The sequence below is a fragment of the Candidatus Phycosocius spiralis genome (assembly GCF_030158815.1).
Lineage (GTDB): Bacteria > Pseudomonadota > Alphaproteobacteria > Caulobacterales > Aquidulcibacteraceae > Aquidulcibacter > Aquidulcibacter spiralis.
In genome coordinates this window covers 56,125-82,619 of sequence record NZ_BPFZ01000006.1, presented here as the reverse complement: position 1 = coordinate 82,619, position 26,495 = coordinate 56,125, and the positions used below count along the sequence as shown (strand labels likewise).

The window sequence follows — 26,495 nt, the reverse complement described above, 5'->3', positions numbered from 1 at the left end:
CCGCCCCCCTCAACAGCTACAGCTCCGTAAGATAAGTTACCAATTGGTTTAGAACTTTGCCCGAACACCAACGGTAATTACACGTTCAAACTGATTGTATTCTATATTGAATCCCTTCCAACCGGCATAGCGAACAGGTGCTTCTTCGGTCAGGTTTGAACCCTGAATAAAGACTTGAAACATGTCATTAATGTCATAGGAAGCCGAGGCATCGACATAGGTTTGGGGCGCATAATAAGTGCCAAGGCCAACTGTTTTCTTGACTTTTGGGTCAAATGACCAGTGCGCCAGCGAGCCCTGATAGGTTTTGTCAAGATAATTGACTGCAACCCGCGCTTGGAAGCGCTCATCTTGATACCACAGTAAGATGTTGAATTGGTTTTCGGCGGTATTATTGAAAGGCACTTTTTTGCCATTGTTCAAAAAAAGGGTCTCGCCCGTGCCCGGATCAATGCCGCCTTGGCTAGGCGAGTAGGTGTAGTTGAAGTTCGCACCCGTGTTGCGCAAGATTCCAGGTAGGAATTTGAATGACTGCTGGTAGCCGAATTCAAAACCATGATAGCTGGCACCTTCACCTTGGGAGATGGTATTTGTTGTGGCACCACGGCGAACAACACCATCGGAATCAGGCACGGTTGGATCAGTACCCACAGCATTATATGTATAGGATTCGATATCGTTATTGAAGATACCAAAGGCGACCAACGTATCCTTGTTTGGATACCATTCAACTGCCAAACTTGCCGAACGGGCAAACCACGGATCAAGCTTTGGGTTACCGGTTTTATTGACCGAAGCGACACGTTGGAAAGTTTCCTTGGCGTTCAAATCTTCGCCATTATAATAAGTGATTTCACCTTGTCCCAAGTTTGGCAAGTCTTGCAGGGCTTGAGTTTCAGTATAGGCTGCCTTGACCCGCCAATTGCTGCCAATATCGAAATTCAAATTGATACTGGGCAATGCAACAGTACGGTCAGTCGAAGTTACTTTGTCTCCCAGATCAATATAGGCGGTGTGGTTAGGATCAACACCTGCAAGAATATCCTTACGTAATCTTAGAGGGTTAGTAATATTCTGCGTCACATCGAGCTTGGTATTGACGATGCGGACTCCCAAATTACCAGAGAAATTAACAACATCTCTGATCGGTGCCTCAAAATTCATTTTTAGGTAAGCGCTAGTCTGCTGTTCTTTGATCTTATAAGAGCGATCTGGGGCGTTGATATACATCCCTTTTCCATAAAGTAAGTCTCGCCAAGCTTCTGGATTATTGCCTATTGCGCGGGTATCCACCAAGGGTAGAGCGACGTTTAATCCGCCGACCTCACCGAAATAGGTGATTTTGGTGACATAGGGTGCCAGTTTGGAAGAATCGAGACCATAGACTGGCAAGGGATCATAGGTCAGTCCGAACGCTGTCCCACCGGGTGTTTTAGATTGGCCTAAAGCATAGCCCGCTTCACCATATTTGTTTAGCAAGCCTGGAAAGCCCGAGGGCGAGAAATAGTCGTCGCGGCTTTCACTCATATCTCTTTTAGAATAGCGCGCGCCAAATTCAAAGGAGAAGCCTTTCTCATCAAAGTCTAGCTTGCCATCGGCACGCAGAACATCCATCGTCAGATCAGTTTTGTTACGCTCTAGCCAACTTGAATGCTGATACCAAGCCCCAGGGTTAGATGCGAGACCTGTCAAAGCCTGACCAATATTAAAATACATGCTCTTTTTATCAAGACGCACACTATAGTCATAGATGCTTTTGGTTGGAATCGAACCTGGATTGATATCTTCTGCATTACCCCCAAGCGAACGCACCAGTTTTTTCGTGTCTGTCTGGTTAGCCACAGTCATGTTTTTCAAACTACGGTTGGCATCGGCGTGAACCCAACGCACACTGCCTGTGAAAGGCCCGCCCTTGTCATAGCGTAATTCCAAATTTGTATTCAGCGCGTCAGTGTCACGGTAGGTAGATTGAACCCCGGCACGCAGGCCATTGGTTAAACCGTTGAAGCCGGTCACATAAAATCCGCGATTGGTTTGGTCAGAGGCTACACCAAAACCGGTGATTGCTGCTTTACCTGGATTGGCGGCTGCCCAAGCTGGTAACGATCCGCGTCCACCGAAATTGCCATTGATGAATAACTGTTGACCATGTTGGGCCTCTTCAGCCTGATTATAGACAATATCGGCAACCAGCTCAAAACCATCTGCCAAATTAGCGTTGAAGTTGTAAATCACACCAGTTCGCTTGCGGTCATACTGACGTGAATTGACGTTAGTGTTCCAACCAACTGGGACGATATAATCGTCGGTTTTGTCAGCATCCCCATTCAGGTTTTGGGTCGGATCAGCAATCCAAGTTGAATATTCATCAACCCGGTCTGGATCGACAAATTGCTGAGACCCTGCTGAGGTACTATCGCTAAACGATAGGCCGAGTGCCATCGCATATTTTTCGTCCCAATTATATCCAGCCGTAGCATCAATACGTGTATCTGCACCATCTATGTAACTTCCATAGCCCGCCTGCGCCGAAACACTGCCTGAGAAGCCTGGCTTGAGTTTGAGTGCACGGGTTGTCCGAAGGTCGATTAACCCGCCCAACCCACCATCTGTAAGGGCTGCGTTTTGCGACTTATACACATTGATACCAGTCACAATGCTCGAAGGGATGTCATTGAAACTAACACTTGAAGACAGCAAGTTTTCAGCAGTGATAAAACGCTCACCATTGAGTGTTGCCAACACCTGAGGCGCACCGCGAACCGAAACACCTGCGCCTTCGCCTGCTGATCGAGAAATCTGTATCCCAGTCACACGTTGAAGTGAGTCTGAAATCGTCACGTCCGGAAGCCTGCCAATATCGGTGGCAACGATGGCATCAACGATCTCAGGGGAAAGCCGCTTAATGGATATACCACGTTCTTGAGAGCCTCTTACGCCGGTTACGACGATAACATCTACTTTATCGTTTTTCGTTTCTTCAGCCGTCTGAGCTTGTGCAAAACCACCTGCTAAAAGTGCGGTTGCAGACACAGCCGTGAGAAGCACTGTCTGGCGCTTAAAACTAGATTTCATTGATTTTCCTCCCCCTGATTCTCTCGAAATAACTCCAAGTTAAGACTACCTTATGTGAATTGCTACATTTTTACAAATCGAAATTCCTTGAACAAATGTGGACCCTGAATGGGCAAATAATAATGGGCAAATAATAATGGGCAAATTATATTGGGCTTTACTCTTACAATCATGATGAACAGGCAATTTGGTGAGGCCCGGCCACTCGTATCAAATGCAATCGGGAAAAATGCCATCGAGAATTAAGATTGTGTACCAGATAGCGCAAGAAATCATGCATCTGATCTGTTGGGTCTTTCATGTCTTGTGAATTTACCAGATCTTGTGAGCTATAGAGGCGTGCACCCTCAAACCTTGTCGGCGATTGTCCCATTGGCTGGGAGGCAAACTAGTCAATTATTTGTATAAGTAGTTACCCATGAACAAACGGCCCCCGGTTTTACCCCTTATTGTTTCAAACAAAATTTTTTCAAACAAAGGATTATTCTACACAAAAGGAATATTCTGAAGGTATATTGGGGGTATTGTAGGGTTATTTTGGGTTAGTCTTGTCTGGCTTGAGTAATATTACGCATACATAAGCACGCAATCTGTGCATCATTAGTCCAAAGGGGAAAGTGCGGCTTTTAGGCGCATAAGCTGCGCATTAACTGGATTGTCGATTATGTGCTCACCCGAATCAAACAAAGTGCCTTCGATGCGATCCACACGCGTATAGATGCGATGGGAACGCTCTAACAGACTTATCAAACGTTGGGGTAATTGTGCATGGGGTTCTCGAACTGTGGTGCATACCGATTTAGCACCCAATCGGTATTTGGGATCATGAGCATCGCGGGGTGAAATTTCTCCCTCGCGAACTCCACGATGCACAAGCAGCCAAGAGGCCGCTTGCATCAAACGTGTGGTTAAGCGCATGCTCTCAGAAGCATAGGCCAGCGCAGCATCACGCTCCAGAAATTTTGCTTCCCTTCGACCATCTCCATCAAGATAACTCGCTGTCTCCTCAACCAAATCGATACCCTCGCGGAACATCCGATCAAATATATCAGAATTAGCAAATTCGTAGATACGCTCATATGGCGTTCTTTGACCCATCCTCTGCTTTGAAACTTCACTCAGCATGCGGTAGTCCGCCCTTCCTTGTCCAAATATAACAAAACGCTTGTAAACCAAACCGCTTGTAAACCAATGCTATAAACCAAGTTAAGTCACGGCCTTGCTAGATGGGATCCGCTGGTTCGGGAGGTCCTGCCGTCCCACAAGGACTAGCAACACACCATCACTCGGATTCCAAGCAAAACATGTGCCGGTCTTAAGGTGTGCCTTTCTTAAAAAAGGTATCAGCTACCTGCTTGCTGCTCTCCTTAGCCTCAATCAGCGCGCGAATCTCTTTAATTTGGGCTTCTAGATCACTAATGCGTTCGTGAAGTTCGCGAATGGATAAATCCTCCAGCCGTTCTGCGGCAAGATTTAACTGAAGCTTAGACTTGGCGAAAGGGTCATCGTCGAGCATGGGAGGCCTCCATTTCCCATTTTGGCACCGGAGTGACCAATTTGAAAGCCCCCCCAATGACCATGCGTGCCATTGTTGCATCACCCGATCATCCCTTGCGGATTGAGACTATCGACCGGGCACAAGCCGGTCCGGGCAGGGTTTTAATCGAGATTGCCTATGCGGGTGTCAATCGTCCCGATTTGATCCAGCGCATGGGGGCCTATCCCCCGCCAGCTGGCGCACCTGAAACCATGGGCCTTGAATGTTCTGGAACCATCACTGCCATTGGGGAGGGCGTCACCGACCTAAAGGTCGGTGATCAGGTGTGCGCATTATTGCCCGGTGGAGGCTATGCCGATTATGCTTGGGCTGACGCAGGTTCATGTATGCGCATCCCAAACGGCTTAAGCCTGTTGGAGGCGGCCGCTCTTCCTGAAACTGTTTTGACTGTGTGGGCGAATGTGTTTGAGCGCGCAGCACTTAAACCGGGCGAGACCTTTTTGGTGCATGGCGGCGCTTCTGGCATTGGCACCATGGCCATTCAAATGGCTAAAGCCCATGGGGCCACCATCTTTGCCACTGCGGGTGGACCAACCAAGGCGGCCCTTTGCACCAAACTTGGGGCCGATGTCGTGATTGATTACAAAGAGCAGGACTTTTTGGAACTGGTTCGCGCTAAGGGCGGTGTGGACGTCATTTTGGATATGGTCGGTGGGCCTTATGTGCAAAAAAACCTCGATTGCTTAAAGATGGACGGTAGATGCGTGCAGATTGCGTTCTTGCAAGGCCCACAAGTCGCGCTCAATTTGATGCCCGTGATGCTCAAGCGCTTGACGCTTACAGGTTCCACGCTTCGGTCCCGCCCAGTAGAGGAAAAGGCGCGTTTGGCGCGCGCCGTTTTAACCCACGTTTGGCCATGGGTTGAAAGTGGGGCCGTTCGCCCAGTGATCGATTCTGTGTTTGATTTAGCCGACGCAGAGGCCGCCCAAGCCAAAATGCAGGCCAACACGCATGCTGGAAAAATTATGCTAAAGGTCGGTGGTTAGAATTCGCACAAGAAAACTCACTTTGAATGGCCCTTAGGTGCGATTCTTCCCCCGTTTGCGGCTACTGGCGGTTTGCAAGCGCGGCGGGCTGCGCTAACACGACGCCAGATCTAAGAGCTGTAAGCGGAGTGCCCGATGTCGATCCTGATCCATAAAGAAACCAAAGTGATCTGTCAGGGCTTTACCGGTAAAAATGGGACCTTCCATTCAGAGCAAGCCATAGCATATGGCACCCGCATGACTGGCGGCGTTAGCCCCGGAAAAGGTGGGCAAACCCACTTGGGATTGCCTGTATTCAATTCGGTCGCCGAGGCTAAAGATGTCGCAGGCGCGGATGCAACGGTGATCTATGTGCCGCCTCCAGGTGCGGCCGCTGCCATTATCGAGGCGATTGAAGCTAAGATCGCTTTGATCGTTTGCATCACCGAAGGCATTCCAGTGACCGACATGGTGCAGGTCAAAAGCCGGTTAGAGCGCTCCACATCGCGCTTGATCGGGCCTAATTGCCCCGGCGTTTTAACCCCCGATGAGTGCAAGATCGGCATTATGCCAGGCTCTATCTTCAAAAAGGGTAATGTCGGCATCGTCTCGCGTTCTGGCACCTTGACCTATGAAGCTGTATTTCAAACCTCTAATGCTGGCCTTGGCCAGACCACGGCAGTTGGTATTGGTGGCGACCCTGTAAAGGGGACTGAATTCATTGACGTGCTTGAGATGTTCTTAGCCGACCCTGAAACCAGATCGATCATCATGATTGGTGAAATCGGCGGTAGTGCAGAAGAAGATGCGGCCCAATTTATCGCTGACGAGGCCAAGCGTGGCCGCTCTAAGCCAATGGTTGGCTTTATTGCTGGACGTACCGCGCCGCCCGGTCGCCGGATGGGCCATGCAGGCGCGATCATTGCTGGTGGCAAAGGTGGCGCTGAAGATAAGATTGCGGCGATGGAGGCGGCCAATATTCGCGTCGCGCCTTCTCCTGCAGCTTTGGGATCAACATTGTTGGAAGTTCTTAAGGGTTGATGTGCTTTAAAAACTATAAAGCAGTCGCCCCAAGTGCGAGTGACTATATAGGTATTTATGTATGACGGCCGGGCAGGCCGACTTTCCTCGCCCCGTCCGACCGTCCCGATGACTGGACGGATCATTTATGGCAGACGATTTGCGCAGCGCGCACAATTCCGCTCTTTTGGACACATCATTTCTCTATGGCGGCAATGGGGTCTTTATTGAGCATTATTATGCGCAATGGGCGGCTAACCCAGCCTCGGTCGATCCCTCTTGGGCGGCCTTTTTTGCGGGGATGGGTGACGCAAGCACAGACGTAAAGCGCGCGGCGGAAGGCCCAAGCTGGCAGCGCGCCGATTGGCCTAAATCTGAGATTGGCGAACTGATCGCAACCCTCGACGGCAATTGGGCTTTGATAGAGCCAAAGCTTGAGAAAAAAATCGCTGACAAGGCCGCGGCAACTCTGACCAACAAGGCCAGCCCGGCCGCTACCGTGGATGTGATGCGCGCCACCCGGGACAGCATCAAGGCCCTGATGATGATCCGCGCTTACCGAATCCGGGGTCATTTGGCGGCAAAGCTAGATCCTTTGGGTTTAGAGGAGGGCCGCGAAGCTCAACCAGAACTCCAGCCTGAGACTTATGGCTTTGGACCAGAAGATATGGATCGGCCGATCTTTATCGATTTTGTGTTAGGCCTTGAATATGCCACGCCGCGCCAGATGCTTGATATTTTGCATCGCACCTATTGTTCAACGGTCGGTATTGAATTCATGCATATCTCAGACCCGACCGAAAAATCTTGGCTGCAAGAGCGTATTGAGGGTCCTGATAAAAACATAGAGTTCACCCATGAAGGCAAACGGGCGATTTTAAGTAAGGTGATCCAAGCCGAAACTTTTGAAAAATTCCTCCATAAACGCTTTCCAGGCACTAAAAGGTTTGGTTTAGACGGTGGTGAAGCCCTGATCCCGGCGATGGAGCAAATCATCAAGCGCGGTGGCAATTTGGGTGTTAAAGATATCGTGCTTGGGATGCCCCACCGTGGGCGCTTAAATGTGTTGTCAGCTGTGATGGGCAAGCCCTATCATGTGATCTTTCATGAGTTCCAAGGTGGCTCTGCTACGCCCGATGATGTTGATGGTTCGGGCGATGTTAAATATCATATGGGCGCATCTTCGGATCGCACGTTTGATGGCAATAGTGTGCATTTATCGCTGACACCTAACCCCTCGCACTTGGAAATCGTCAATCCAGTGGTGCTTGGCAAATGCCGTGCGAAAATGATGGCCTATGGACCTGAAAAAGCCGATCAGTTCCGCGCTGTCTTGCCCTTATTGCTCCATGGTGATGCCGCTTTTGCTGGCCAAGGCGTGGTTGCGGAATGCTTTGCCATCTCTGGCGTGCGCGGTCACCGCACCGGTGGTACAGTGCATTTGATCGTCAATAATCAGATTGGATTTACGACCGCGCCGCGTTTCTCGCGCTCCTCACCTTATCCTTCTGACGTCGCTTTGATGGTGGCGGCCCCGATTTTCCACGTCAATGGCGATGATCCAGAAGCGGTGGTGTTTGCCGCAAAGGTCGCCACCGAATACCGGCAGAAATTTGCTAAGGATGTCGTGATCGACATCTTCTGCTACCGCCGCTTTGGTCATAATGAGGGCGATGATCCCACCATGACCAATCCAATCATGTATGCCAAAATCAAGAACCAAAAGCCAACGCGTGAACTTTATTCGGCGCGCCTGATCGAAGAAGGCGTGATCAGTGCAAGAGAAGTGGATACTCAAATCAAAGAATTTGAAGAATTTCTTGAACGGGAATTTGAAGCCGCAAAAACCTATAAGCCCAATAAGGCCGATTGGCTCGATGGGGTTTGGTCCGGCCTTGGCTTGCCAGAGGGGGATGATCGGCGCGGTGATACCAATCTCTCAATTGAAAAACTCAAAGAATTAGGCCAGAAAATCACCGCCATTCCGCCGGATTTTGCGATCCATAAAACAGTTGAACGTGTCGTGTTAGCGCGCCAAAAAATGGTTGAGACCGGCGAAAACGTGGATTGGGCCTTGGGTGAGCATTTGGCGTTTGCGTCTTTGTTGGACGAGAAATTCCCAGTACGTCTATCCGGCCAGGATTCGTGTCGCGGCACGTTTTCCCATCGCCATAGCCACTTCATCGACCAAGTAACCGAGCAGCGCTATACGCCCCTCAATAATATCGGCGCCCATCAAGCCGCTTATGAAGTGATCGACAGCGCTTTATCCGAAGAGGCGGTATTGGGCTATGAATATGGCTATTCGCTTTCGGCTCCCAACAGCCTCACCTTATGGGAAGGCCAGTTCGGCGATTTCGTGAATGGCGCTCAAGTCGTGATCGATCAATTCATCAGTTCGGGTGAGCGTAAATGGCTGCGTATGAGTGGCTTGGTGATGCTGTTGCCCCATGGTTATGAAGGCCAAGGGCCGGAGCATTCATCCGCCCGTTTAGAGCGATTTTTACAATTGTGCGCGGAAGACAATATGCAGGTGGTCAATTGCACGACGCCCGCCAATTACTTCCATGTGCTGCGCCGCCAAATTCACCGCCAATTCCGCAAACCCTTGATCGTGATGTCGCCTAAGTCCTTATTGCGTCACAAGCGCTGCGTATCGACATTGGCAGAAATGGGGCCAGGTTCTTCGTTCCACCGGATACTTTGGGACGATGCACATTTTCGCCCTGAAACGACCTCGGTGACTATTCAGCCCGATGCTGAGATTAAGCGCGTCGTTTTATGTTCAGGCAAAGTCTATTATGATTTGTTTGAAGAGCGCGAAAAGCGTGGATTGAACGATGTGGTGCTGTTGCGCGTTGAACAGCTTTATCCTTTCCCAGCAAAGTCCATGATCACCGAATTGAGCCGCTTTAAAAATGCCGATGTGGTTTGGTGCCAAGAAGAGCCCAAAAACATGGGCGCTTGGCAATTTATGGAACCCAATATCGAATGGGTGCTGGGTAAGGTCAAAGGCAAGGTTAAGCGCGCCGTCTATGTCGGTCGCCCGGCTTCGGCCTCCACCGCTGTGGGCCTGATGAAAAAGCACGTCCATGAGCTTGAGACGTTCCTAAACGAGGCCATGACTTACTGATACACAACCCTTTGGGCCTCTTGCCCTCTTGATTTCTAACACTCCGCTGGAGGTTTTATGCTTGATATCGTCGTGCCCGTGATGGGTGAATCCGTTGCTGAAGGCTCTATTGGCACTTGGTCGAAAAAAGCTGGCGATGCCGTCAAAAAAGACGAGCTGTTGGTGGAAATTGAGACCGATAAGGTCGCCCTTGAAGTGGTGGCCCCGGCTGACGGCGTCTTAGCGGAAATTCTGGCCACAAATGGAACAACTGTAACCCCCGGCATGGTGATCGGCCGCGTTGAAGCCGGAGCCAGCGCTTCGCCAAAAGCGAGCACTCCTGCGCCCGTTGCAGCTCCAGTTGTAGCACCAGCGCCCGTTGCGCCACCCGCTGCACCCCAAGCAGCCCACGATCCCATGCCATCGGCGGCGCGTGCGCTTGAAACAGCGGGCCTATCGGCGGCTTCTGTGGCTGGCACTGGCAAAGACGGCCGCATCACCAAAAATGACGCATTGAGTGCCATAGCGGCACTGGCATCGGCCCCAGCGCCTGTCGTTTCTGCCTCTTCTGCCCCACGCGCCCTAGGGCCGCGCGAAGAGCGGGTGAAGATGACGCGTCTGCGCCAAACCATCGCCCGGCGCTTAAAAGATGCGCAAAACACCGCCGCCATGCTGACCACCTTTAACGAGGTCGACATGACCAACGTCATGGCGGTGCGTAACAGCTACAAGGATATCTTTGAGAAAAAGCACGCGACCAAGCTGGGTTTTATGAGCTTTTTTGTCAAAGCCTGCGTGGTGGCCCTCAAAGATGTGCCTGCTGTCAATGCCGAGATTGATGGCACCGATATCATTTATAAGAATTACTATGATTTGGGCGTCGCAGTTGGCACCGACAAAGGCTTGGTTGTACCCGTGCTTCGCCAAGCCGAGCAGTTGAGCTTGGCAGGGATTGAAAAGGCCATTGCCGAGCTTGGAAAAAAGGCGCGCGATGGCGCACTTTCGATTGAGGATATGCAGGGCGGTACCTTCACCATATCCAATGGCGGGGTTTATGGCTCCTTACTGTCAACGCCGATCTTGAATGCCCCTCAATCGGGCATTTTGGGCATGCATAAAATCCAAGACCGTCCGATGGTTGTCGGCGGGCAAATCGTAGTGCGGCCTATGATGTATCTCGCTCTGTCCTATGACCACCGCATCGTTGACGGCAAAGAGGCTGTGACCTTTCTCGTTCGGGTCAAGGAATGTTTGGAAGACCCCGAACGCATGCTGTTGGAAATCTAAGCAACGCAGGAGCCGTGATTTAACCATGGATTTTGCCCCTATGCAGACCCTCGCTGGGATCGTCGTTTTTTTATATGCTGTGTCGAGCATTTTGGGCTTATGGCTGTCAGCCTATGTCCAAGATGCCTTGGCTAACGGGCGCCCTTTGCCAGAGCCGCTGCATGATACGCCCAAGCATCATCTTGATTTGATGGTTAATTATGGTTCGGGCTTGCGCTCTCTTGCCTGGCGGATTTCGATTGCGGCTTTGGTTACCTGTTTGATCGCCTTAGCGTTTTCCAATGCTTTAGCCTTTTGGGCCTTGGGGATCGCGCTGGGCATTGACGCGCTCTTATTCATCACGTGCAAAAACATCGGGCCGATCATGACCCAAACCAGCCCGAAAGAGCGTCTGTTTGACGTCCTACAAGGTGTCGCCCTTTTGGTATGTTTCACCCTTTTATTCTGGCTGACCCTGAGCCAAGTTTTGGTATAGCCTGCATGCCCGCCAAAACACATCCAACATGAACACAATTCGTAGCGATGGCCCTTTAACACCGATAAGAGCTATCCAAGACATCGACCCAATTAGGAGCAAGCATTATGGCCGACAGTTTTGACGTGATCATCATCGGGGGTGGCCCTGGTGGCTATAATTGCGCCATTCGCGCTGCTCAACTTGGCCTGAAAACCGCGATTGTGGAAAAGCGTGGCCGCCTAGGCGGCACCTGCCTCAATGTGGGCTGCATTCCCTCAAAAGCTTTGTTGCATGCCTCAGAAGCCTATGAAGCCGCGACCCATCATTTTGCCGATATGGGCATTGATGTGAAGAGTGTCTCGCTCAATCTACCTAAAATGCTGGCGCAAAAGGACGAGGCGGTTGATGGCCTAACCAAGGGCGTTGAGTTCTTGATGAAAAAAAACAAGATCACCTATTTGGTTGGAACCGGTGCGATTACAGGCCCAGGTGCTGTTTCGGTCACCGACGCGGACGGTAAAGTCACGAGCCTGCTCACCAAAAATATCGTGATCGCAACAGGGTCAGACGTAATGTCATTGCCCGGCGTTACTTTGGATGAAGAGCGGATTGTATCCTCCACCGGCGCGCTTAAGCTTTCGAGCGTGCCTAAAAAGATGATCGTGATTGGCGGGGGCTATATCGGCCTTGAGATGGGCTCGGTTTGGCGCAGGCTGGGTGCGCACGTCACTGTAGTTGAGTTTTTGGACCGCATCACCCCTACCATGGACGGCGAAGTATCCACCCAGTTCTTGAAGCTTCTCAAGAAGCAAGGCATCGTATTTGAACTGGGCACGAAAGTGACCAAGGTTGAGAAAGTCGGCAAAGGCGTTAAGCTGGAGGTTGAGCCCGCAGCAGGCGGGCCAGCGCGGACTTTAGAAGCCGATGTGGTTTTGATCTCGATTGGCCGCAAGCCTTATACGGAGGGCTTGGGTCTTGAGACGGTGGGCATTACGACCGATGCACGCGGCTTTATTCCTGCACAACATTGGGCGACTTCAGCACCGGGTGTTTATGTGATTGGCGATGTCACCTTTGGGCCGATGTTGGCGCATAAGGCTGAAGAAGAAGGGGCCGCTGTAGCCGAGATCATAGCTGGCAAGTCTGGCCATGTGAATTTTGACGTGATCCCTGGCGTGGTTTATACCAATCCGGAAGTCGCCAGTGTCGGTAAAACCGAAGAAGAGCTCAAGGCCACAGGCACGCCTTATAAGGTCGGCAAATTCCCCTTCATGGCCAATAGCCGCGCACGCACCAATCATGAGACCGACGGCTTTGTCAAAATCCTCGAGCATAGCGAAACCCGCAAGATACTGGGCGTCCATATGATCGGTGTCGGCGTTGGCGAAATGATCGGTGAAGCCTGTCTGGCGATGGAATTTGGGGCGTCTGCGGAAGACATTGCACGCACATGTCACGCCCACCCAACCATGTCAGAAGCCCTGCGGGAGGCTGGTAAAGCCGTCGATGGTTGGGTGATGCAACTATAGAAAGAATGAACTCTATTTTAAGGGGTCACATAGAGATGAACAAAAGCATGTGGACGTTTTCCCAATAAGTTCAGCGCATCTGGCGGAAAAAACACAAGTCACACCCGCCAGATAGATAAAGCACCTTACCACTTCTTTGATCGACCAAACTAATCCAAAACGACAGGCGTTCTATTATGCTTGACAGCAGCTAACCCTATTTGGCGCAAATCGACAGGCCTGATCATCCCTTCCTTAACCGATCCAATTTAAGTTAAGGATATGAATAATTTGTCATTTACCATAGAGGACTTACCTGATTGTGCGATTGTGGCGGGTGCCAATGGTCGCGTGTTGGTTGCCAATCAAAATGCACTTCATCGCTTTGGGTCCATGGCGTTGAAAGGCGAGATAGCGCCTTGGTTTGATCTACGTTCTGGCTGGCATGTTGAAAAACGTGCCGATGGCATTCAGCTTGGGATTTTTAGGCCCGATGATGATGAGACTGCCCGCGGCAGGACCATGTTGTTTGCAACCCTAAGCCATGAGATACGTACTCCCTTGAATGGCATTTTGGGCATGGCTGGTCTTTTATCGATGAGTGAATTGACGAGCGCTCAACGCTCTTGGTTGAACGCAGTTACAGATTCTGGTCAGCATTTATTGGGGCTATTGAACGATATATTGGACTATGCGAAGCTTGAAAGTGGCAAGATTGAGCTTGAATCCCTCATATTCAATCCCGCCAACATGCTTCAATCGGTGGCTGAACTTTGTTCGCCGCGAGCGCATGAAAAGAAACTTGAAATTGCGACTTTTGTTGCTGCCGATGTGCCCCTTGAAGTGATGGGGGATGATGGTCGTTTACGACAAATCATGTTAAACTTAACGTCCAATGCCGTAAAATTTACCCATAGTGGCGGGATTGTTTTGCGACTTGAATGCGCCGGAAAGAACCGGCTTCGCTTTAGCGTCGAAGATTCAGGGATTGGCATCCCGACCGACAAACTTGACCATGTATTTGAAGAGTTTCAACAAGCCGATTCTTCCCATACCCGTCGCTTTGGCGGTACCGGCCTAGGATTGGCCATTGTCAAAAAACTGACCATCGCGTTGGGGGGATCAGTACATGTTCGCAATCGCGACTGTGGCGGATGCGTGTTTTGGATCGATATGCCGCTCGATACCATTACCCCAGCACCGGCGCGTTCCTATAAACTGCGAGGCAAGACGATAGCTATTCAAAGTACATCCCATCTCATGGTGGATGTAATCAGACTGGCGCTACAAAATGAAGGCGCTGAAGTTAAACTGGTCACACGTCCCAGCCAAGCCAAACGTGCCTGTGTTATCTTGTTGGACCACCATGACAACCAGTTGGAAATCACAGACTGGCTCAAACAGCCAAGCCCTGTGATTGCGCTGATCCCGCAGGAGCGTCGCGATCTGATTGACGATTACCGTGCCAAAGGTGCTATCGGCTATCTTATAAAACCTTTGCGTGCCGCCTCATTAATTGAGCGTGTGGCCTTAGCTGCCGGCGAAGGCATCGATACACGCCCTGTTTTAGCCAATGATGAGCGCGCCGATACCACCCCGCTTGCGATCGGGGTGCGGGTGTTGTTAGCTGATGATAATCCAATCAATGCCCTCTTGGCCAAATCACTCTTGATGCGCAATGGCTGCCATGTGATGGCGGTGGGTGATGGTGCAGAGGCGGTCGCTGCCTTGCAAGATGCCCCTTATGATTTGGTATTGATGGATGTCCATATGCCCGTGATGGATGGCCTTGAAGCTACCAAGGCGTTACGCGCTTTAGGTGGCCGCTTTGCGCAGACCCCCATTATTGCTTTAACCGCTGCCGCCATGGAAGAAGATCGCCGGGCATGTAAACAAGCAGGTATGGATGATTTTATCAGCAAGCCGCTTGATCCTGCGATGTTGTCTTCTGTGTTAGAGCGCTGGACGAACAGCCCCAGACAGGCCACCTTCGCCGCTTGATTCAGGATAGCCTCGCTGTCCTGATGCGAAGAGGACGCGATGACGGATACAACAAACTCCACAAATGTTTCCGAGTTGGGGGCTGATGCCCGCGTTGGAATTGGTGCTTTTTTTGAGCGTCCGTCGTTGGTGATGTTTGGTTTAGGTTTTGCTGCGGGTATGCCCAACCAATTAGCTGGCTTAGCCTTAGCCATTTGGTTACGCGAAGCGGGGGCTTCTTTGGCCTTGATCGGCCTGATGGGCTTGGCGACTTTGGCTTATGCGCTGAAGTTTTTATGGGCTCCCCTAGTTGATCGGATCGCATTACCGTTTCTAGATAAAGCGTTGGGGCGACGTCGCGGGTGGATGATCCTAATGCAGGCCATTGTGGTGGTTGGTCTTTTAGCCATGGCTACGCGTGATCCCGCCTTGGCCTTTACCCCTGATGGGGACGCCACCGCCGCCTTTATTCCTTTTGCAGGCTTTGCTGTCTTGATTGCATTTGCTGGGGCAACCCAAGACATTGCGATTGATGCGTGGCGCATTGAGGTTACCCCTGATGCCAGCCGACTGGGCGTATTGGCAGCGACTTATCAATGGGGCTACCGAGTCGCTATTTTATTGTCGGGGGCTTTGCCGCTCTTTGTTGCCCAAGCCTTCAATGGCGATACTTACGGCTGGAAGGGCTGGGCCATCGCTTATGTGGCGATGGCGGGCTTTATGATTTTGGCGATCCTATCGACGCTATGGGCCCCGCGTGAGCAAGTGACTTCAGCCCTGCGTTGGGAAGCACCAGCTGACGTGGTTGATCGTGGCATTGTGGATAAGCTTGAATGGCTATTGCGGCTTTGCTTGATGGGGACTGCGGCTTGTGTGCTGGCTGTTGGCCTTGCGGGCAAGGCAGAGCCTTTGGCTTGGTTGGTTGGCTGGCTTTATGGTGGGACCGCACAAATGAGTGCGGCGCTTGCTGCCAAGCCTTGGGGGGTTTGGCAACAGGTTGGCTATGCGCTTTTGGGGCTCAGCCTCGTCGTCGTGGCGTGCCTGCAAATCCCCGGTATCCAGACCCGGCCTGGTGCCTATTTTAAAGCTGCTCTTGGCGAGCCAATGGCTGATTTTTTTAGCCGCTACAAGGATTTGGCCAGCGTCATACTTGTTTTCATCTGCGTGTACCGGATCGCTGACTTCGTGCTCAACATAACTTCCACCATGTATCTGGATGCGGGCTTCTCCAAGGATTCCATCGCCTTTGCCCAGAAATTCTTTGGGGCCGCCATGAGCGCGTTAGGGGCCGGGCTTAGCGGTTATCTCGTACTCAAGTTTGGCTTGTTTCGCTGCCTTGTGGTGGGTGCGTTTTTACAGCCTATTTCAAATCTCGCCTTTATTGCAATCACACTGACTGGCGCAAATGAGCCTGCCCTTTATATTGCCATTGGCATTGATAATCTTTCGGGCATGTTCGCAGGCACCTGCTTGATCATGTATATGTCCATGCTGACCAAGGAGGGATTTACCGCCACCCAATATGCGGTTTTTTCATCCCTCTATGCGCTGCCAGGCAAAATCATCACGGCCCTTTCTGGGCGGATTGTCGAAGGGGCAGCGCTTGCAAGTGAGGCAGGTTGGCTTGTTAGTCTTAGGCCTTGGTTTAGCCGCTTACCCGCGGAAGCTTTTGTGGCAGGTGGTGCGAAACTGGGCGTATCTGGACAAGCTTTAGCAGCGGGCTATACTGCCTTTTTTGTGTATAGTTCGCTGATAGGCATTTTGGGGATCGCAATGGCACTGGTCATTTCGCGGGGACCAGCGCGGGTGATATTGGAACAAGAAAAGCGTGACGAGACAGAAACGGCCTAATCAGGCCATATACTTGCTATTTGCTACCTCTTCTTGATCACGAACCAGGCGCACAATAAAATCGGTTCCCTTGGGCCCGGTATCGTTCAAGATTATATCGCCGCCATTAAGGCGCGCCAGCTCCAATGAAATGGCAAGCCCAAGACCGGCTCCACCTTTTAGGCCACTCCCGGCAAACGGGGTAAACAAATGCTCTTGCACCCGCTTGGGCAAGCCTGGTCCAGTATCAATGATGTGCAAATCAATCTGGCTATGCTTCACTTTGACGCTGGCGCGCACGCTTCCCGCTTGACCAGAAGCAATAATGGCTTGGGCTGCATTACGGATCAAATTGGTCAAAATCCGGTGCAGATGCTCCGCATCGATTTCAACTTCCAAATCATTGGCTACATCATGGGACCAGCTAACCTTATATTCAGTGAGAGCCTCGTCAGCTGCTTCATCTAATGCGTCAGACAGATAGATAAGCTCGATCTCGGGTGGGCGTTCTTGGGCTTTACCAAATGAGAGCGTGGATTGGGCCAGATTGATGGCGCGTTGTAGCGCGCGCTCTAATCGCGGGGCGGTCGCGCGTACCACTGGATCGTCGACGCTGGATAGCCGCTCACTCACCAGATGGGCGGCTCCCAAGGAATGGCGTAAATCATGGGCGATTTTAGAGACCGCTAAACCCAATTGGGCGAGGCGGTCTTTTTGCAAAAAAGCCGATCTCACAGCCTCCTGCATGGAAGAAAAAGCCACTTCTGCTTGGCCGATTTCATCACTGCGCCCTGTTGGCACAAAGGCGCGACTGGCATCGGTTGGTGCTACACTAAAGCGGGCAATCGCGTGGGTTAGCTTACGCATCGGGCGAATAAATCCATCGATGAGCGCTGCATAAATCAGCGCGCCAATCGTTAAGGACAACGCCAGTATAGAAAAAAGAACTTGCCAAGTCTTGTGCAGCAATGCCTCTTTGAGAGGGGCTTCAGCAACAATCGCTTCCAGCCTGATCGCAGCATTGGTCTGAGGGCGACCAATGATGCGAAGATAGCGGCCATGAGGCGCAGTATAGGTTGCTAATACACCCAAAATTGACGTGCCTATGGTTTGAATTTCGGGCTCAACACGGATGATTGGACCGCGTGGTGGTGCACCTACAATTTCCAATCTTAAGGGAGTTTGCGCTGCTGCATCTTGTGCTGGAGGATTTTGAAGAATAGCAATTGATTGAATATCTGCAGCTCGTATCAGTTCTGAGGATTGCCCCCCCACCAAGCCATCCCGTCTAGGATTGGCAGACGTCAAAGCCACCATTTCGGCAGTTCTTAAGCGGTTCATCAACCAATCATCGCGATAATTGGCCATAGTAGGCACAAATAAAAGCGCCTCGGTCAATAAAATGAACCCCGCGCCGATCATCAAGAGCCTTGCCGTCAGACTTTCTGACAATTTCAGTTCAAGACGCGGGGCACTTGCTGATGGGTTATTCGGAGGCGTTGTGATCGTCACCAAGTCTGTTTGCCCATCTCAAATATTCCAAGTCTGGCCCGTCTAAACGATATTCAGTACAATCCCACTCTAACAGATAGGCCGCAAAGAAAAACCAGTTCAGGCTGAGATTTATGCTTGATTTCAGTTGCTGTTGCGAGTCATTCTCAAATATCAAGTGAGAATGAGTGTCATTATGAAAAAGATTAAGCTTGGCAAATCTGCCAATTTGTTGAGTTTGGGTCTATCGGTGCTGGCCATCCCAACTCACGCCCTTGCGTCTCATGCTACCTCGGTTGAAACTGTGATTGTGATCGGGCCCAAATCTGGCTTACGCACAATTGCGGGCTCTGGCTCGACTGTTGAGCAACAAGATTTACTGCGTGCACGGGTCGTATCGGTGAATGAGGCTTTGCGCCAAGTTCCTGGCATTTATGCCCGCGATGAGGAAGGCTTAGGTCTGCGCCCCAATATCGGTATGCGCGGCCTCTCCCCGACCCGCTCAACCAAAATACTTCTTCTCGAAGATGGCCTGCCGCTAAGCTTTGCGCCCTATGGCGATAATGCGACCTATTACCACCCACCCATCCGCCGCTTTGCACGCATTGAAGTGCTCAAAGGTGCCAGCCAAATCCGTTTTGGTCCCAATACGGTCGGCGGCGTCATCAATTATGTAACCCCGCCTGCCCCTGAGACCTTTCAAGGCCAAGTCGGCTTCGCGTTTGGCAGTGATGGCTATAAGGAAACTGACCTAAATTTGGGTGGGCCCATTGGGGAGATGCGGGCGCTGTTTCATGCCAATGCGACACAATCGGATGGGGTTCGCGATCATCAGGCGCTTAAGATCAACGACCTCTATCTCAAGATTGAACGCTCCTTGGGTGCCACGCACGATTTGACCTTTAGGCTAAGTCGGTATCAAGAAGACAGTCAGATTACCTATTCAGGCCTGACGACAGCTGAATATCTGGCCAATGCGCGACAAAACCCCTTTGTCAACGACGGCTTTAAGGCCATCCGCTATGGCACTTCATTACTGTGGTCATGGACTATCAGCCAAGATGTAATCCTTAAGACTTCAGGGTCTTTTTCGTGGTTCGACCGGGATTGGTGGCGTCAATCCTCCAATTCTGGCCAACGCCCCAATGATGCTTCTGATCCCATATGCTTGGGCATGGCCAACCTGTTGACGACGTGCGGCAATGAAGGGCGGCTGCGTGAGTATCACACCTATGGGCTTGAAACCCGATTAAGCCATAAGGCGGCGCTGGGCGCAGTCCAATTGGAAAGCGAAATGGGCCTACGCTACAGTGATGAGCGGCAAAATCGCCTACAAGTTAACTCAGATACGCCCACGGGGCGAACACCTGGAACCAGCCTAAACGCTGGGGTCCGTGAAAACAATTTGCGCTATGTGCAGGCTTGGTCTGGTTTTTTGACCACCAAAGCAAGCTTAGGGCCGCTCGCCATTTCCCCAGGGGTACGCCTTGAACATATTGACCTTCGACGGGTTAATCGCCTCAATCCATTGGCGCCTGTTCAAGGTAAAGACACAGTCGAAGAAGTGATCCCCGGCATTGGCATCACCTATCGTTTGGGTCCAAAATTCATCGCTTATGCGGGCGGGCATAAAGGGTTCTCACCTCCACGGGTTGAAGATACGATCAATAACACGACCGGTGCCTCCATCAATCTGGATGCTGAAACCAGCACCAATTGGGAAGTTGGATTGCGCGGCGATGTTCGACCGGGCGTCTCAATGGATATCACGTGGTTCTCGATGGATTTTGAAAATCAGATCATTCCAACTTCCGTTGCCGGCGGCGTTGGGGCCACTTTGACCAGCGCAGGCGCGACGTTGCACCAAGGGATTGAAGCCTCCCTACGCGGTTCTTTTGCCGATATGGGTCTGATGGAAGGCGGGCGCGATCTTTATGTGCGTTCGGCGGTGACTTTGGTGGATGAAGCCCGCTTTCAGGGAACACGTTTTTCCAACGTCGCGGGCTTTGGCAGCCGTCCGGTGACTGGCAATCGCCTGCCCTATGCCCCACGCTGGCTGATCAATCTGGCGGTGGGCTATGTCTTTGGCACGGCGGGGGACATGCAGGTGGAATATGTGCGTACAGGGGAAATGTTCACAGATGATCTCAATTCAGTGGCACCAAGTGCCGATGGACAGCGCGGCTTAATCAAAGCGGCGGACAATTGGAATATGACCTTCAATCTGCATCCGCAAAACTGGCCTTTTGGTGCTTATATCGCGATCAAAAATGCCACCGATGCCAGAACGATTGTCGACCGCTCTCGGGGTATCTTGCCCGGTGCGCCCCGGCAGGTGCAAGTTGGGATCACCAAGCCGTTTTGACACATTATGCTCCAATCTTGAGCCAAAACCGTCACCAAGTGCGCTGATCTTATGGGTTTATTCGTAAACTCAACAGCAAGTTTACCAGTCCAGCCATAGATCACCCGTTCAACATCCCCCCCAACTTCCCAACGCTTGGTATGACCAGCTTCACGGCCTTGATCGATGTGCACCAGGGTGAAATCATCCTGAAAGAAAGAAAGCTATCAAGAACAACTTCCCTGATTACAAATACTTCATGACAAACATTTCACGGGTACTACCGCTGTAAATAGTACATCATTACGCACCTGTTGATAGGGGGGGATGTTGAACGGGTGATCTATGGCTGGACTGGTAAACTTGCTGTGCTTGCTAAAGGTAAAATAGATGAGGCTTTAGACCAAGCAGGATTTAATCTGATCGGCGTACCACTTAGTTTTGGCCGTTTCCGCTCCCAATCAGAAAGTGGTGAACGCGTCGGACGCGTAACCATCAAACGCAAAATGGGTAAGCATCAATTCGAAACGGGAGGGGAAATTGCCTTTAATAGCCTTGATTTTGATGGGCAATTTTCACAAGGTGACGGCCAAATCTTTAAAGTCCAACCTTCTGATATCTCCAAAACCCAAGTTGCTGAAAATCGCACCGAAACCTTTATCAGCGATTCTTGGACGCTTACCGATGCTCTTACTTTGGAATCAACTCTAACTGGAGAGTGGTCAAGCATTAAACAGACCGGTGAAGCAGGAAAAACCCGCTCCTTCTTTTATCCCAAACCCCGCATGAAGGCAGCTTGGAAGCCTGATCCCAATTGGACCTATCGCATCGACATAGAAAGGGCAGTTGGACAATTGGACTTTGGTGCCTTTGCTGATTCGGCTTCTGTAGGGGATGGAAACCAAAACAGCGGCAATCCCGAGTTAAGGCCTGAGCAGACTTGGTCCGTCTTATTGGGTGTTGAGCGGCGTTGGGATAAGCGCGGCGTTTTGAATGCTTCTTGGGTGCAAGAAGAGATAGAGGATCAACTTAGTTTGGTTCCACACCATCGGGAAGTGTTGCTTTGGGAAATATCCCGCGCGCGCGCCGCTGGGGATATAATATTTCCATGACTTTGCCTTTGCCAATGCTGTTGGAAGGTCTTGAGATTGAATCGAGTTATCGTTGGCGCGACAGTGAACTCACCGACCCACTCACCGGGGGTGTCCGCCCGCTTTCTGGGGGCAATGGCCGCAATTTTGAAACCAATGTCGTCTATGAATTACCCAAAAAGAAACTGCGGGCTGGAGCATGGTTTTGGCGCGGCAATAATAATAGCGACTTTCGCCCCAACCAGATATTGCATTGGGATACGATTGAAAGCTGGGGCGTATGGGTTGAGCCAGAGCCTTTAACGGCCTGATTTTGGAGTTTGGAGTCGAAGATCCCAATGGAATGACCTTCAACCGCACCCGCACCGATTTTAGTCCCGATCGTCGTTCAGGCAATATCAGCCAAATCCAGTATCGCGAACGATCAAAGGATGGGGTTTGGTACCTAACGCTCAAGGGCAGCCTCTAGACCACCCTCATTTGATCCCCGATGCCAATCGCTTCAGTAGGGGGGAAGCCAATGCCATGGTCACACCTATACCAATCGACCACCAGCCAATGGTGCTAAACACATCAATTGCAGTCATCAGTGCTTTAGCTGGGTCTGTGACTTGACCAGCAACCGTTTCGGTCGCTGTATATTGGGCAATTATACCGCCTAAGAATTGTGCACCAGAACTGCCTAAAAACCAAGTCGCCATCAAGGTTGAGATGAGCTTGGGTGTAGAGAGTTTCGTCATCCAACTCAACCCAACAGGGCTTAGGCACAATTCCCCTGTTGTATGGAATAAATAAGCCAAAGCTAAAAAGATAACGGGCACCCGAGCTTGTTCATTGGCAAATTGGGAGCCCCACACCAAAATCAAAAATCCTAAACCCACTTGCATCAAGGCTAACGCAAACTTCATTGGCGCAGATGGGTCCAAATTGCGTTGCCCCAACTTAACCCATAGCCAAGCAAATGCAGGAGCGAAGATCAAGATAAAGCCTGCATTAAAACTTTGGGTTTGCGGCGCTGTGATGGTCACAAAGCCGGCATTAGGCAAAGCCACATTACCCGCAGTGAACAAGGCCAAGGATGAACCAGCTTGCTCAAAAAGAGTGAAAAACACCACTGAAGCTAAAATCAAGATCAAGGCCAATACCAATCGGCCAGCTTCTTCTTTGCTGCATTGTGTGACCATGTGATAGATGATGTAAACTAATATAGCTACCGATCCTATTGCCAACATTTTGCCGACCATGGCGTTATTTTGCACAAGGACCCAGATCAGCGGGATCGAAATCAAGGCAGCAACATAAATGGCCATTTCTAAATTGATCGGTCCTAAAATTTTTTGCTTCAAGGCTTCGGGATTGGGGGGCTCACCCTTGCCTTCTAAGCTGTCTTTGCCGCGCACAAAGGCGATATAGCCTACCAACATGCCAACCCCAGCAAGCCCAAAACCAGCCCACCAGCCAACAACAGTTCCCAATGCGCCACATAAAATAGCTGCCCAAAAGGCACCCAAATTGATGCCGTAGTAATAAAGGGTAAAGCCAGGATCGCGCCTTGGATCGCCTTGAGGATATAATTGGCCGACGATAGAGGAGATGTTGGGCTTTAAAAACCCAACCCCTAAAATGATCAAGGATAAAGCGACGTAGAAAATCGCTTGGAACGGGCCTTCAGCTTTGACTTTCTCCAGCTTATAACTGCCTTTCGGCAAAAAAGCAGGCAAAGGGGCATTGGCGGGAATATTTTTAATCTCAATCCCTTTTTCAGAAGCGCTATAGGCATAAGCGGCATCGCCAATTTTAAGCTTGGCTACATAAAGCTCATTGCGCCCTTCTGCCACAAACTGGTAAGTTGCGCCCTGATAACTCAAAGTCTGGGTGGTAGGCTTTCCTTCCAATCCCATAGCGAAATGCCCAGCAACCAATGCAATGGCACCAAAGGCAATGGCTTTACGTGTGCCTAAAAACCGATCAGCTAGGACGCCGCCAAGCAAGGGTGCCAGATAGACCAAGGTGGTATAAGAAGAAAAGGTTTTTTGCGCGTCAGCTTGATCAAACAAAAAATGCTGCACCAGATAAACGGTCAACAAGCCGCGCATACCGTAATAAGAAAACCGTTCCCACATCTCGGCAAAAAATAAGACCTTTAGACCTTTGGGGTGATGGTGCATTTCCTTGGCGACGGGGTAAATCGTGACCAAGGTTACCAATAGGCCGCCCGCAAACACAATGTTCCAAATGACACCCCAAATATCAGTCATCTCATTCCTCTCCTACGGCCAATTTGACCCAATTTGTCTTATCCATTGTTAGCTGCAAGGTAAGCGCGCGCACATGATCACGGGATCGCGATCAGAGCAAGGGACCTTAAGCAATTGGCAAAGCACGTCTATCAGTCACCTTAAACATGGTAACAAGCCTTAACTGGCTTCATTCTGGATCATGAGATGGGCATGCAAATCCAAGTCTCCACCCAGTTTGTCACCCACAGAGAGGTCATGTAAGCGGGCGTAGACGCCGCCTTTAGTGACAAGAGACATATGGGTTCCTTGTTCAACAATGCGTCCGGCCTCAAACACCAAAATCCTATCCGCCCCCCGCACAGTCGATAAACGGTGTGCGATCAGAATCGTAGTCTTGCCCTTTGTGAGGGCCTTCATAGCATCCTGCACATCTCGCTCAGTTTGTGTGTCGAGCGATGATGTGGCTTCATCTAGGATCAAAATATGGGCATCAGCGAGAAAGGCACGCGCAAGTGCAACGCGTTGGCGTTCACCACCCGACAACTTGATACCCCGTTCCCCGACAAGAGTTTCTATGCCCTTTGGCAGGCGGGCGATAAAGTCTAGTGCGCGTGCATCACGGATCGCCGCTTCGACCTCTGCCACACCCGCATCTGGACGGGCATAGGTGATGTTCTCGTGCAGACTTCGGTGGAATAAGGCAGGGTCCTGTGGCACCAAAGCGATTGCACGGCGCAAACAGTCTTGGCGCACAGATCGGACGTCCTGCCCATCAATACGAATAGCGCCAGATTGCACATCATAAAGTCGTTGCAAGAGCTTGACGAATGTGGATTTGCCCGACCCTGTTTGACCAACCAAGGCCACGGTTTCACCCGGTTTGATGGTTAAAGTGAAATCTTCATAAAGCGGCGTACTCTGCCCACGATAGGCAAATGTAACCTTGTCAAACACGATCTCTCCAGGACCTTTTACGAAACGGGTAGCATCGGGTGCATCGGCAACATCTTCGACTTCTAGACTATAGGCCACTGCATCTTCTATGTCGGCAAAGCCGCGTTGTATTTGCTGAACGGTTTCGCCCAAATCGCGAAGATAGCTTGCGATCAAAAAATAACTTGTCAATGCAAAGGTGGCATCACCTGCACTGGCCCGGCCATCGTGCCATTCCATCAAAACCAAACCTAATAGACCAACTTGCAAAGCCCATAAGATTGCATTGGATAATGCCCAGCCGTCAACATAACGCAACCAGGTGATGGTGACGAGTTTGCGCCATGTTTCAACAACTTCTCTAAAGCGCGCCTCCTCGCGAACCTCCGCACCAAAGGCTTTAACGGTCGCATTGGCTGACACGGCATCGGCTAAAGAAGCACCAATAGCGGTATCGGCTGAATTCGACTTTTCATTGGCGGCTTGAATGTAAAAGTGCGCCATCAAAATGCTAGCGACGATATAGAAAAGGATGGTTGCCCCTACATAGAGGCCTACCACGGGCCAATGCGTCAGCATGATCCCTGTCAAACCTATCAGAACAATGGTGGCCGGGAGAATGTACCATAGAAAATTGTCGGACAAAGTGTCATAAGCCCACATGGCTCGGCTGACGCGTCGTACGGTCGCCCCAGCAAAATTGTCACTGTGCCATTGGCTCGAAAAGCGCTGCACATCCTTAAAGCTGGCCTGCGTGATATTGGCCATATTGCGTGCGGCAAACAGAGTCCAAACCCGCACCAAAATGTTGCGCAGAATGAAGATGCCCGCAGCGAGCACCGCAAACAAACCAAAGAATTCAAATGCGATGGGTGCTGCTTTGGGGCCTTCCGTCAAGATCTCGACAATGCGGCCTGAAATCACAGGAAGCGCAAGTTCGCACGCCGTGGCGAGAATCATCAGCGCGAATATGGTAAGACATTTGCCGGGTTGACTGATCCAATGCCGCCATAGATAAAGCATCATTTGGCCGATATGGGCCTTTTGCTGACGCGTTGAGGCATTGTCGTCATCAAAAAAGTCAGACATAGGTCACAGAATGCTTTAATCAGCCGCACAAAAAAATAGGTAAGATTTGGTGTGCGGGGTGATGAACAAATTCGAGCAAGGCAAGTTAGCGGCCTAGCATGAAGGATAAAGTGGATAGCAAATGTGTTGGCTCACATGTTAGAGACATATTGGTTTTGATTGGGCTTGGGTTGATTGAACCCGACGTGATTGTGCATAATCCGTAATCACGCCCGCCATATTGTCGTAATACATTGTCGTAATTCATAGGGAGATTTCATGATATGAGGTTGTGGTTAATCGCCGATCGGCAAGGGGGAGTAAAGCCTCCTGAGACCAAAGTCGCTTTTCTTGGCTTTCTTGCTAGAAAACTGTTGCGCGATGGCCACAAACGGACAGAACACTGATTACAATGCAATTCGACACCATTCAAGACTGGCCAAAGCCGCAAGTCCATGTCGCGGAACGATATCTGATCATCAACCAATTGAGATAGTTAGATTTAGCACAGCCCTGCATGGCTCCGCATGGCAAAA

The 26,495-nt window shown here is 50.8% G+C and carries 18 protein-coding genes; 12 read left to right on the top strand and 6 right to left on the bottom strand.

Features of this window, described 5'->3' with window-relative positions; all coding sequences use genetic code 11:
* Window positions 1-48 precede the first annotated feature (48 nt).
* The 3 genes from PsB1_RS06180 to PsB1_RS06170 all read right to left on the bottom strand — a co-directional run bounded on the left by PsB1_RS06180 (window position 49) and on the right by PsB1_RS06170 (window position 4,591).
* The gene (locus PsB1_RS06180) at window positions 49-3,075 is read right to left on the bottom strand and encodes a TonB-dependent receptor (RefSeq protein ID WP_284359795.1); all 3,027 of its coding nucleotides are present in this window, start codon (window positions 3,073-3,075) and stop codon (window positions 49-51) included.
* A gap of 600 nt (window positions 3,076-3,675) precedes the next feature.
* Window positions 3,676-4,200 (bottom strand): protease adaptor protein RcdA, encoded by a 525-nt coding sequence (gene rcdA, locus PsB1_RS06175; protein ID WP_284359794.1) that lies wholly within the window; start codon window positions 4,198-4,200, stop codon window positions 3,676-3,678.
* A gap of 190 nt (window positions 4,201-4,390) precedes the next feature.
* A complete protein-coding gene (locus PsB1_RS06170) occupies window positions 4,391-4,591 on the bottom strand; it encodes a DUF1192 domain-containing protein (RefSeq protein ID WP_284359793.1) in 201 nt (66 codons plus the stop codon).
* A 56-nt stretch (window positions 4,592-4,647) separates the two neighbouring features.
* Here PsB1_RS06170 and PsB1_RS06165 point away from each other — a divergent pair, with 56 nt between their 5' ends.
* From PsB1_RS06165 to PsB1_RS06130, 8 genes are all read left to right on the top strand, one after another.
* Window positions 4,648-5,619 (top strand): NAD(P)H-quinone oxidoreductase, encoded by a 972-nt coding sequence (locus PsB1_RS06165; protein WP_284359792.1) that lies wholly within the window; start codon window positions 4,648-4,650, stop codon window positions 5,617-5,619.
* Between the two features lie 135 nt (window positions 5,620-5,754).
* Complete coding sequence (sucD, locus tag PsB1_RS06160) at window positions 5,755-6,639, top strand: succinate--CoA ligase subunit alpha (RefSeq protein ID WP_284359791.1); 885 nt, start codon at window positions 5,755-5,757, stop codon at window positions 6,637-6,639.
* Window positions 6,640-6,766: 127 nt separating this feature from the next.
* On the top strand, window positions 6,767-9,751 hold the full coding sequence (locus PsB1_RS06155; RefSeq protein WP_284359789.1) for a 2-oxoglutarate dehydrogenase E1 component: 2,985 nt from the start codon (window positions 6,767-6,769) through the stop codon (window positions 9,749-9,751).
* Between the two features lie 57 nt (window positions 9,752-9,808).
* Complete coding sequence (odhB, locus tag PsB1_RS06150) at window positions 9,809-11,017, top strand: 2-oxoglutarate dehydrogenase complex dihydrolipoyllysine-residue succinyltransferase (RefSeq protein WP_284359786.1); 1,209 nt, start codon at window positions 9,809-9,811, stop codon at window positions 11,015-11,017.
* Between the two features lie 40 nt (window positions 11,018-11,057).
* Window positions 11,058-11,492, top strand: coding sequence for a hypothetical protein (locus PsB1_RS06145; protein WP_284359784.1), 435 nt, complete (start codon window positions 11,058-11,060; stop codon window positions 11,490-11,492).
* A 107-nt stretch (window positions 11,493-11,599) separates the two neighbouring features.
* Window positions 11,600-13,003 (top strand): dihydrolipoyl dehydrogenase, encoded by a 1,404-nt coding sequence (lpdA, locus tag PsB1_RS06140; protein ID WP_284359783.1) that lies wholly within the window; start codon window positions 11,600-11,602, stop codon window positions 13,001-13,003.
* Window positions 13,004-13,264: 261 nt separating this feature from the next.
* The gene (locus PsB1_RS06135; protein WP_284359782.1) at window positions 13,265-14,983 is read left to right on the top strand and encodes a response regulator; all 1,719 of its coding nucleotides are present in this window, start codon (window positions 13,265-13,267) and stop codon (window positions 14,981-14,983) included.
* Window positions 14,984-15,022: 39 nt separating this feature from the next.
* On the top strand, window positions 15,023-16,813 hold the full coding sequence (locus tag PsB1_RS06130; protein ID WP_284359780.1) for an AmpG family muropeptide MFS transporter: 1,791 nt from the start codon (window positions 15,023-15,025) through the stop codon (window positions 16,811-16,813).
* On the opposite strand, the gene PsB1_RS06125 is transcribed toward PsB1_RS06130, so the two are convergent.
* Window positions 16,814-18,304 (bottom strand): sensor histidine kinase, encoded by a 1,491-nt coding sequence (locus tag PsB1_RS06125; protein ID WP_284359778.1) that lies wholly within the window; start codon window positions 18,302-18,304, stop codon window positions 16,814-16,816. It abuts the gene before it with no gap.
* A 175-nt stretch (window positions 18,305-18,479) separates the two neighbouring features.
* Here PsB1_RS06125 and PsB1_RS06120 point away from each other — a divergent pair, with 175 nt between their 5' ends.
* The 4 genes from PsB1_RS06120 (at window position 18,480) to PsB1_RS06105 (ending at window position 22,187) form a co-directional block, all read left to right on the top strand.
* Window positions 18,480-20,648, top strand: coding sequence for a TonB-dependent receptor family protein (locus PsB1_RS06120; RefSeq protein ID WP_284359777.1), 2,169 nt, complete (start codon window positions 18,480-18,482; stop codon window positions 20,646-20,648).
* 317 nt (window positions 20,649-20,965) lie between these two features.
* Window positions 20,966-21,739, top strand: coding sequence for a TonB-dependent receptor domain-containing protein (locus tag PsB1_RS06115; RefSeq protein ID WP_284359776.1), 774 nt, complete (start codon window positions 20,966-20,968; stop codon window positions 21,737-21,739).
* Window positions 21,736-22,029 carry a hypothetical protein gene (locus PsB1_RS06110; protein ID WP_284359774.1) on the top strand — a complete coding sequence of 98 codons (294 nt, stop codon included), beginning with the start codon at window positions 21,736-21,738 and terminating at the stop codon, window positions 22,027-22,029. The genes PsB1_RS06115 and PsB1_RS06110 overlap by 4 nt, the downstream gene beginning before the upstream one ends.
* 32 nt (window positions 22,030-22,061) lie before the next feature.
* A complete protein-coding gene (locus tag PsB1_RS06105) occupies window positions 22,062-22,187 on the top strand; it encodes a hypothetical protein (protein WP_284359773.1) in 126 nt (41 codons plus the stop codon).
* Between the two features lie 7 nt (window positions 22,188-22,194).
* Here PsB1_RS06105 and PsB1_RS06100 read toward each other — a convergent pair whose 3' ends face one another.
* Together PsB1_RS06100 and PsB1_RS06095 are read right to left on the bottom strand one after the other, a co-directional pair.
* Entirely contained in the window at window positions 22,195-23,976 is a 1,782-nt protein-coding gene (locus tag PsB1_RS06100; protein WP_284359771.1) for a peptide MFS transporter, read from the bottom strand.
* 159 nt (window positions 23,977-24,135) lie between these two features.
* The gene (locus tag PsB1_RS06095; protein ID WP_284359769.1) at window positions 24,136-25,980 is read right to left on the bottom strand and encodes an ABC transporter ATP-binding protein; all 1,845 of its coding nucleotides are present in this window, start codon (window positions 25,978-25,980) and stop codon (window positions 24,136-24,138) included.
* Between the last annotated feature and the right edge of the window lie 515 nt (window positions 25,981-26,495).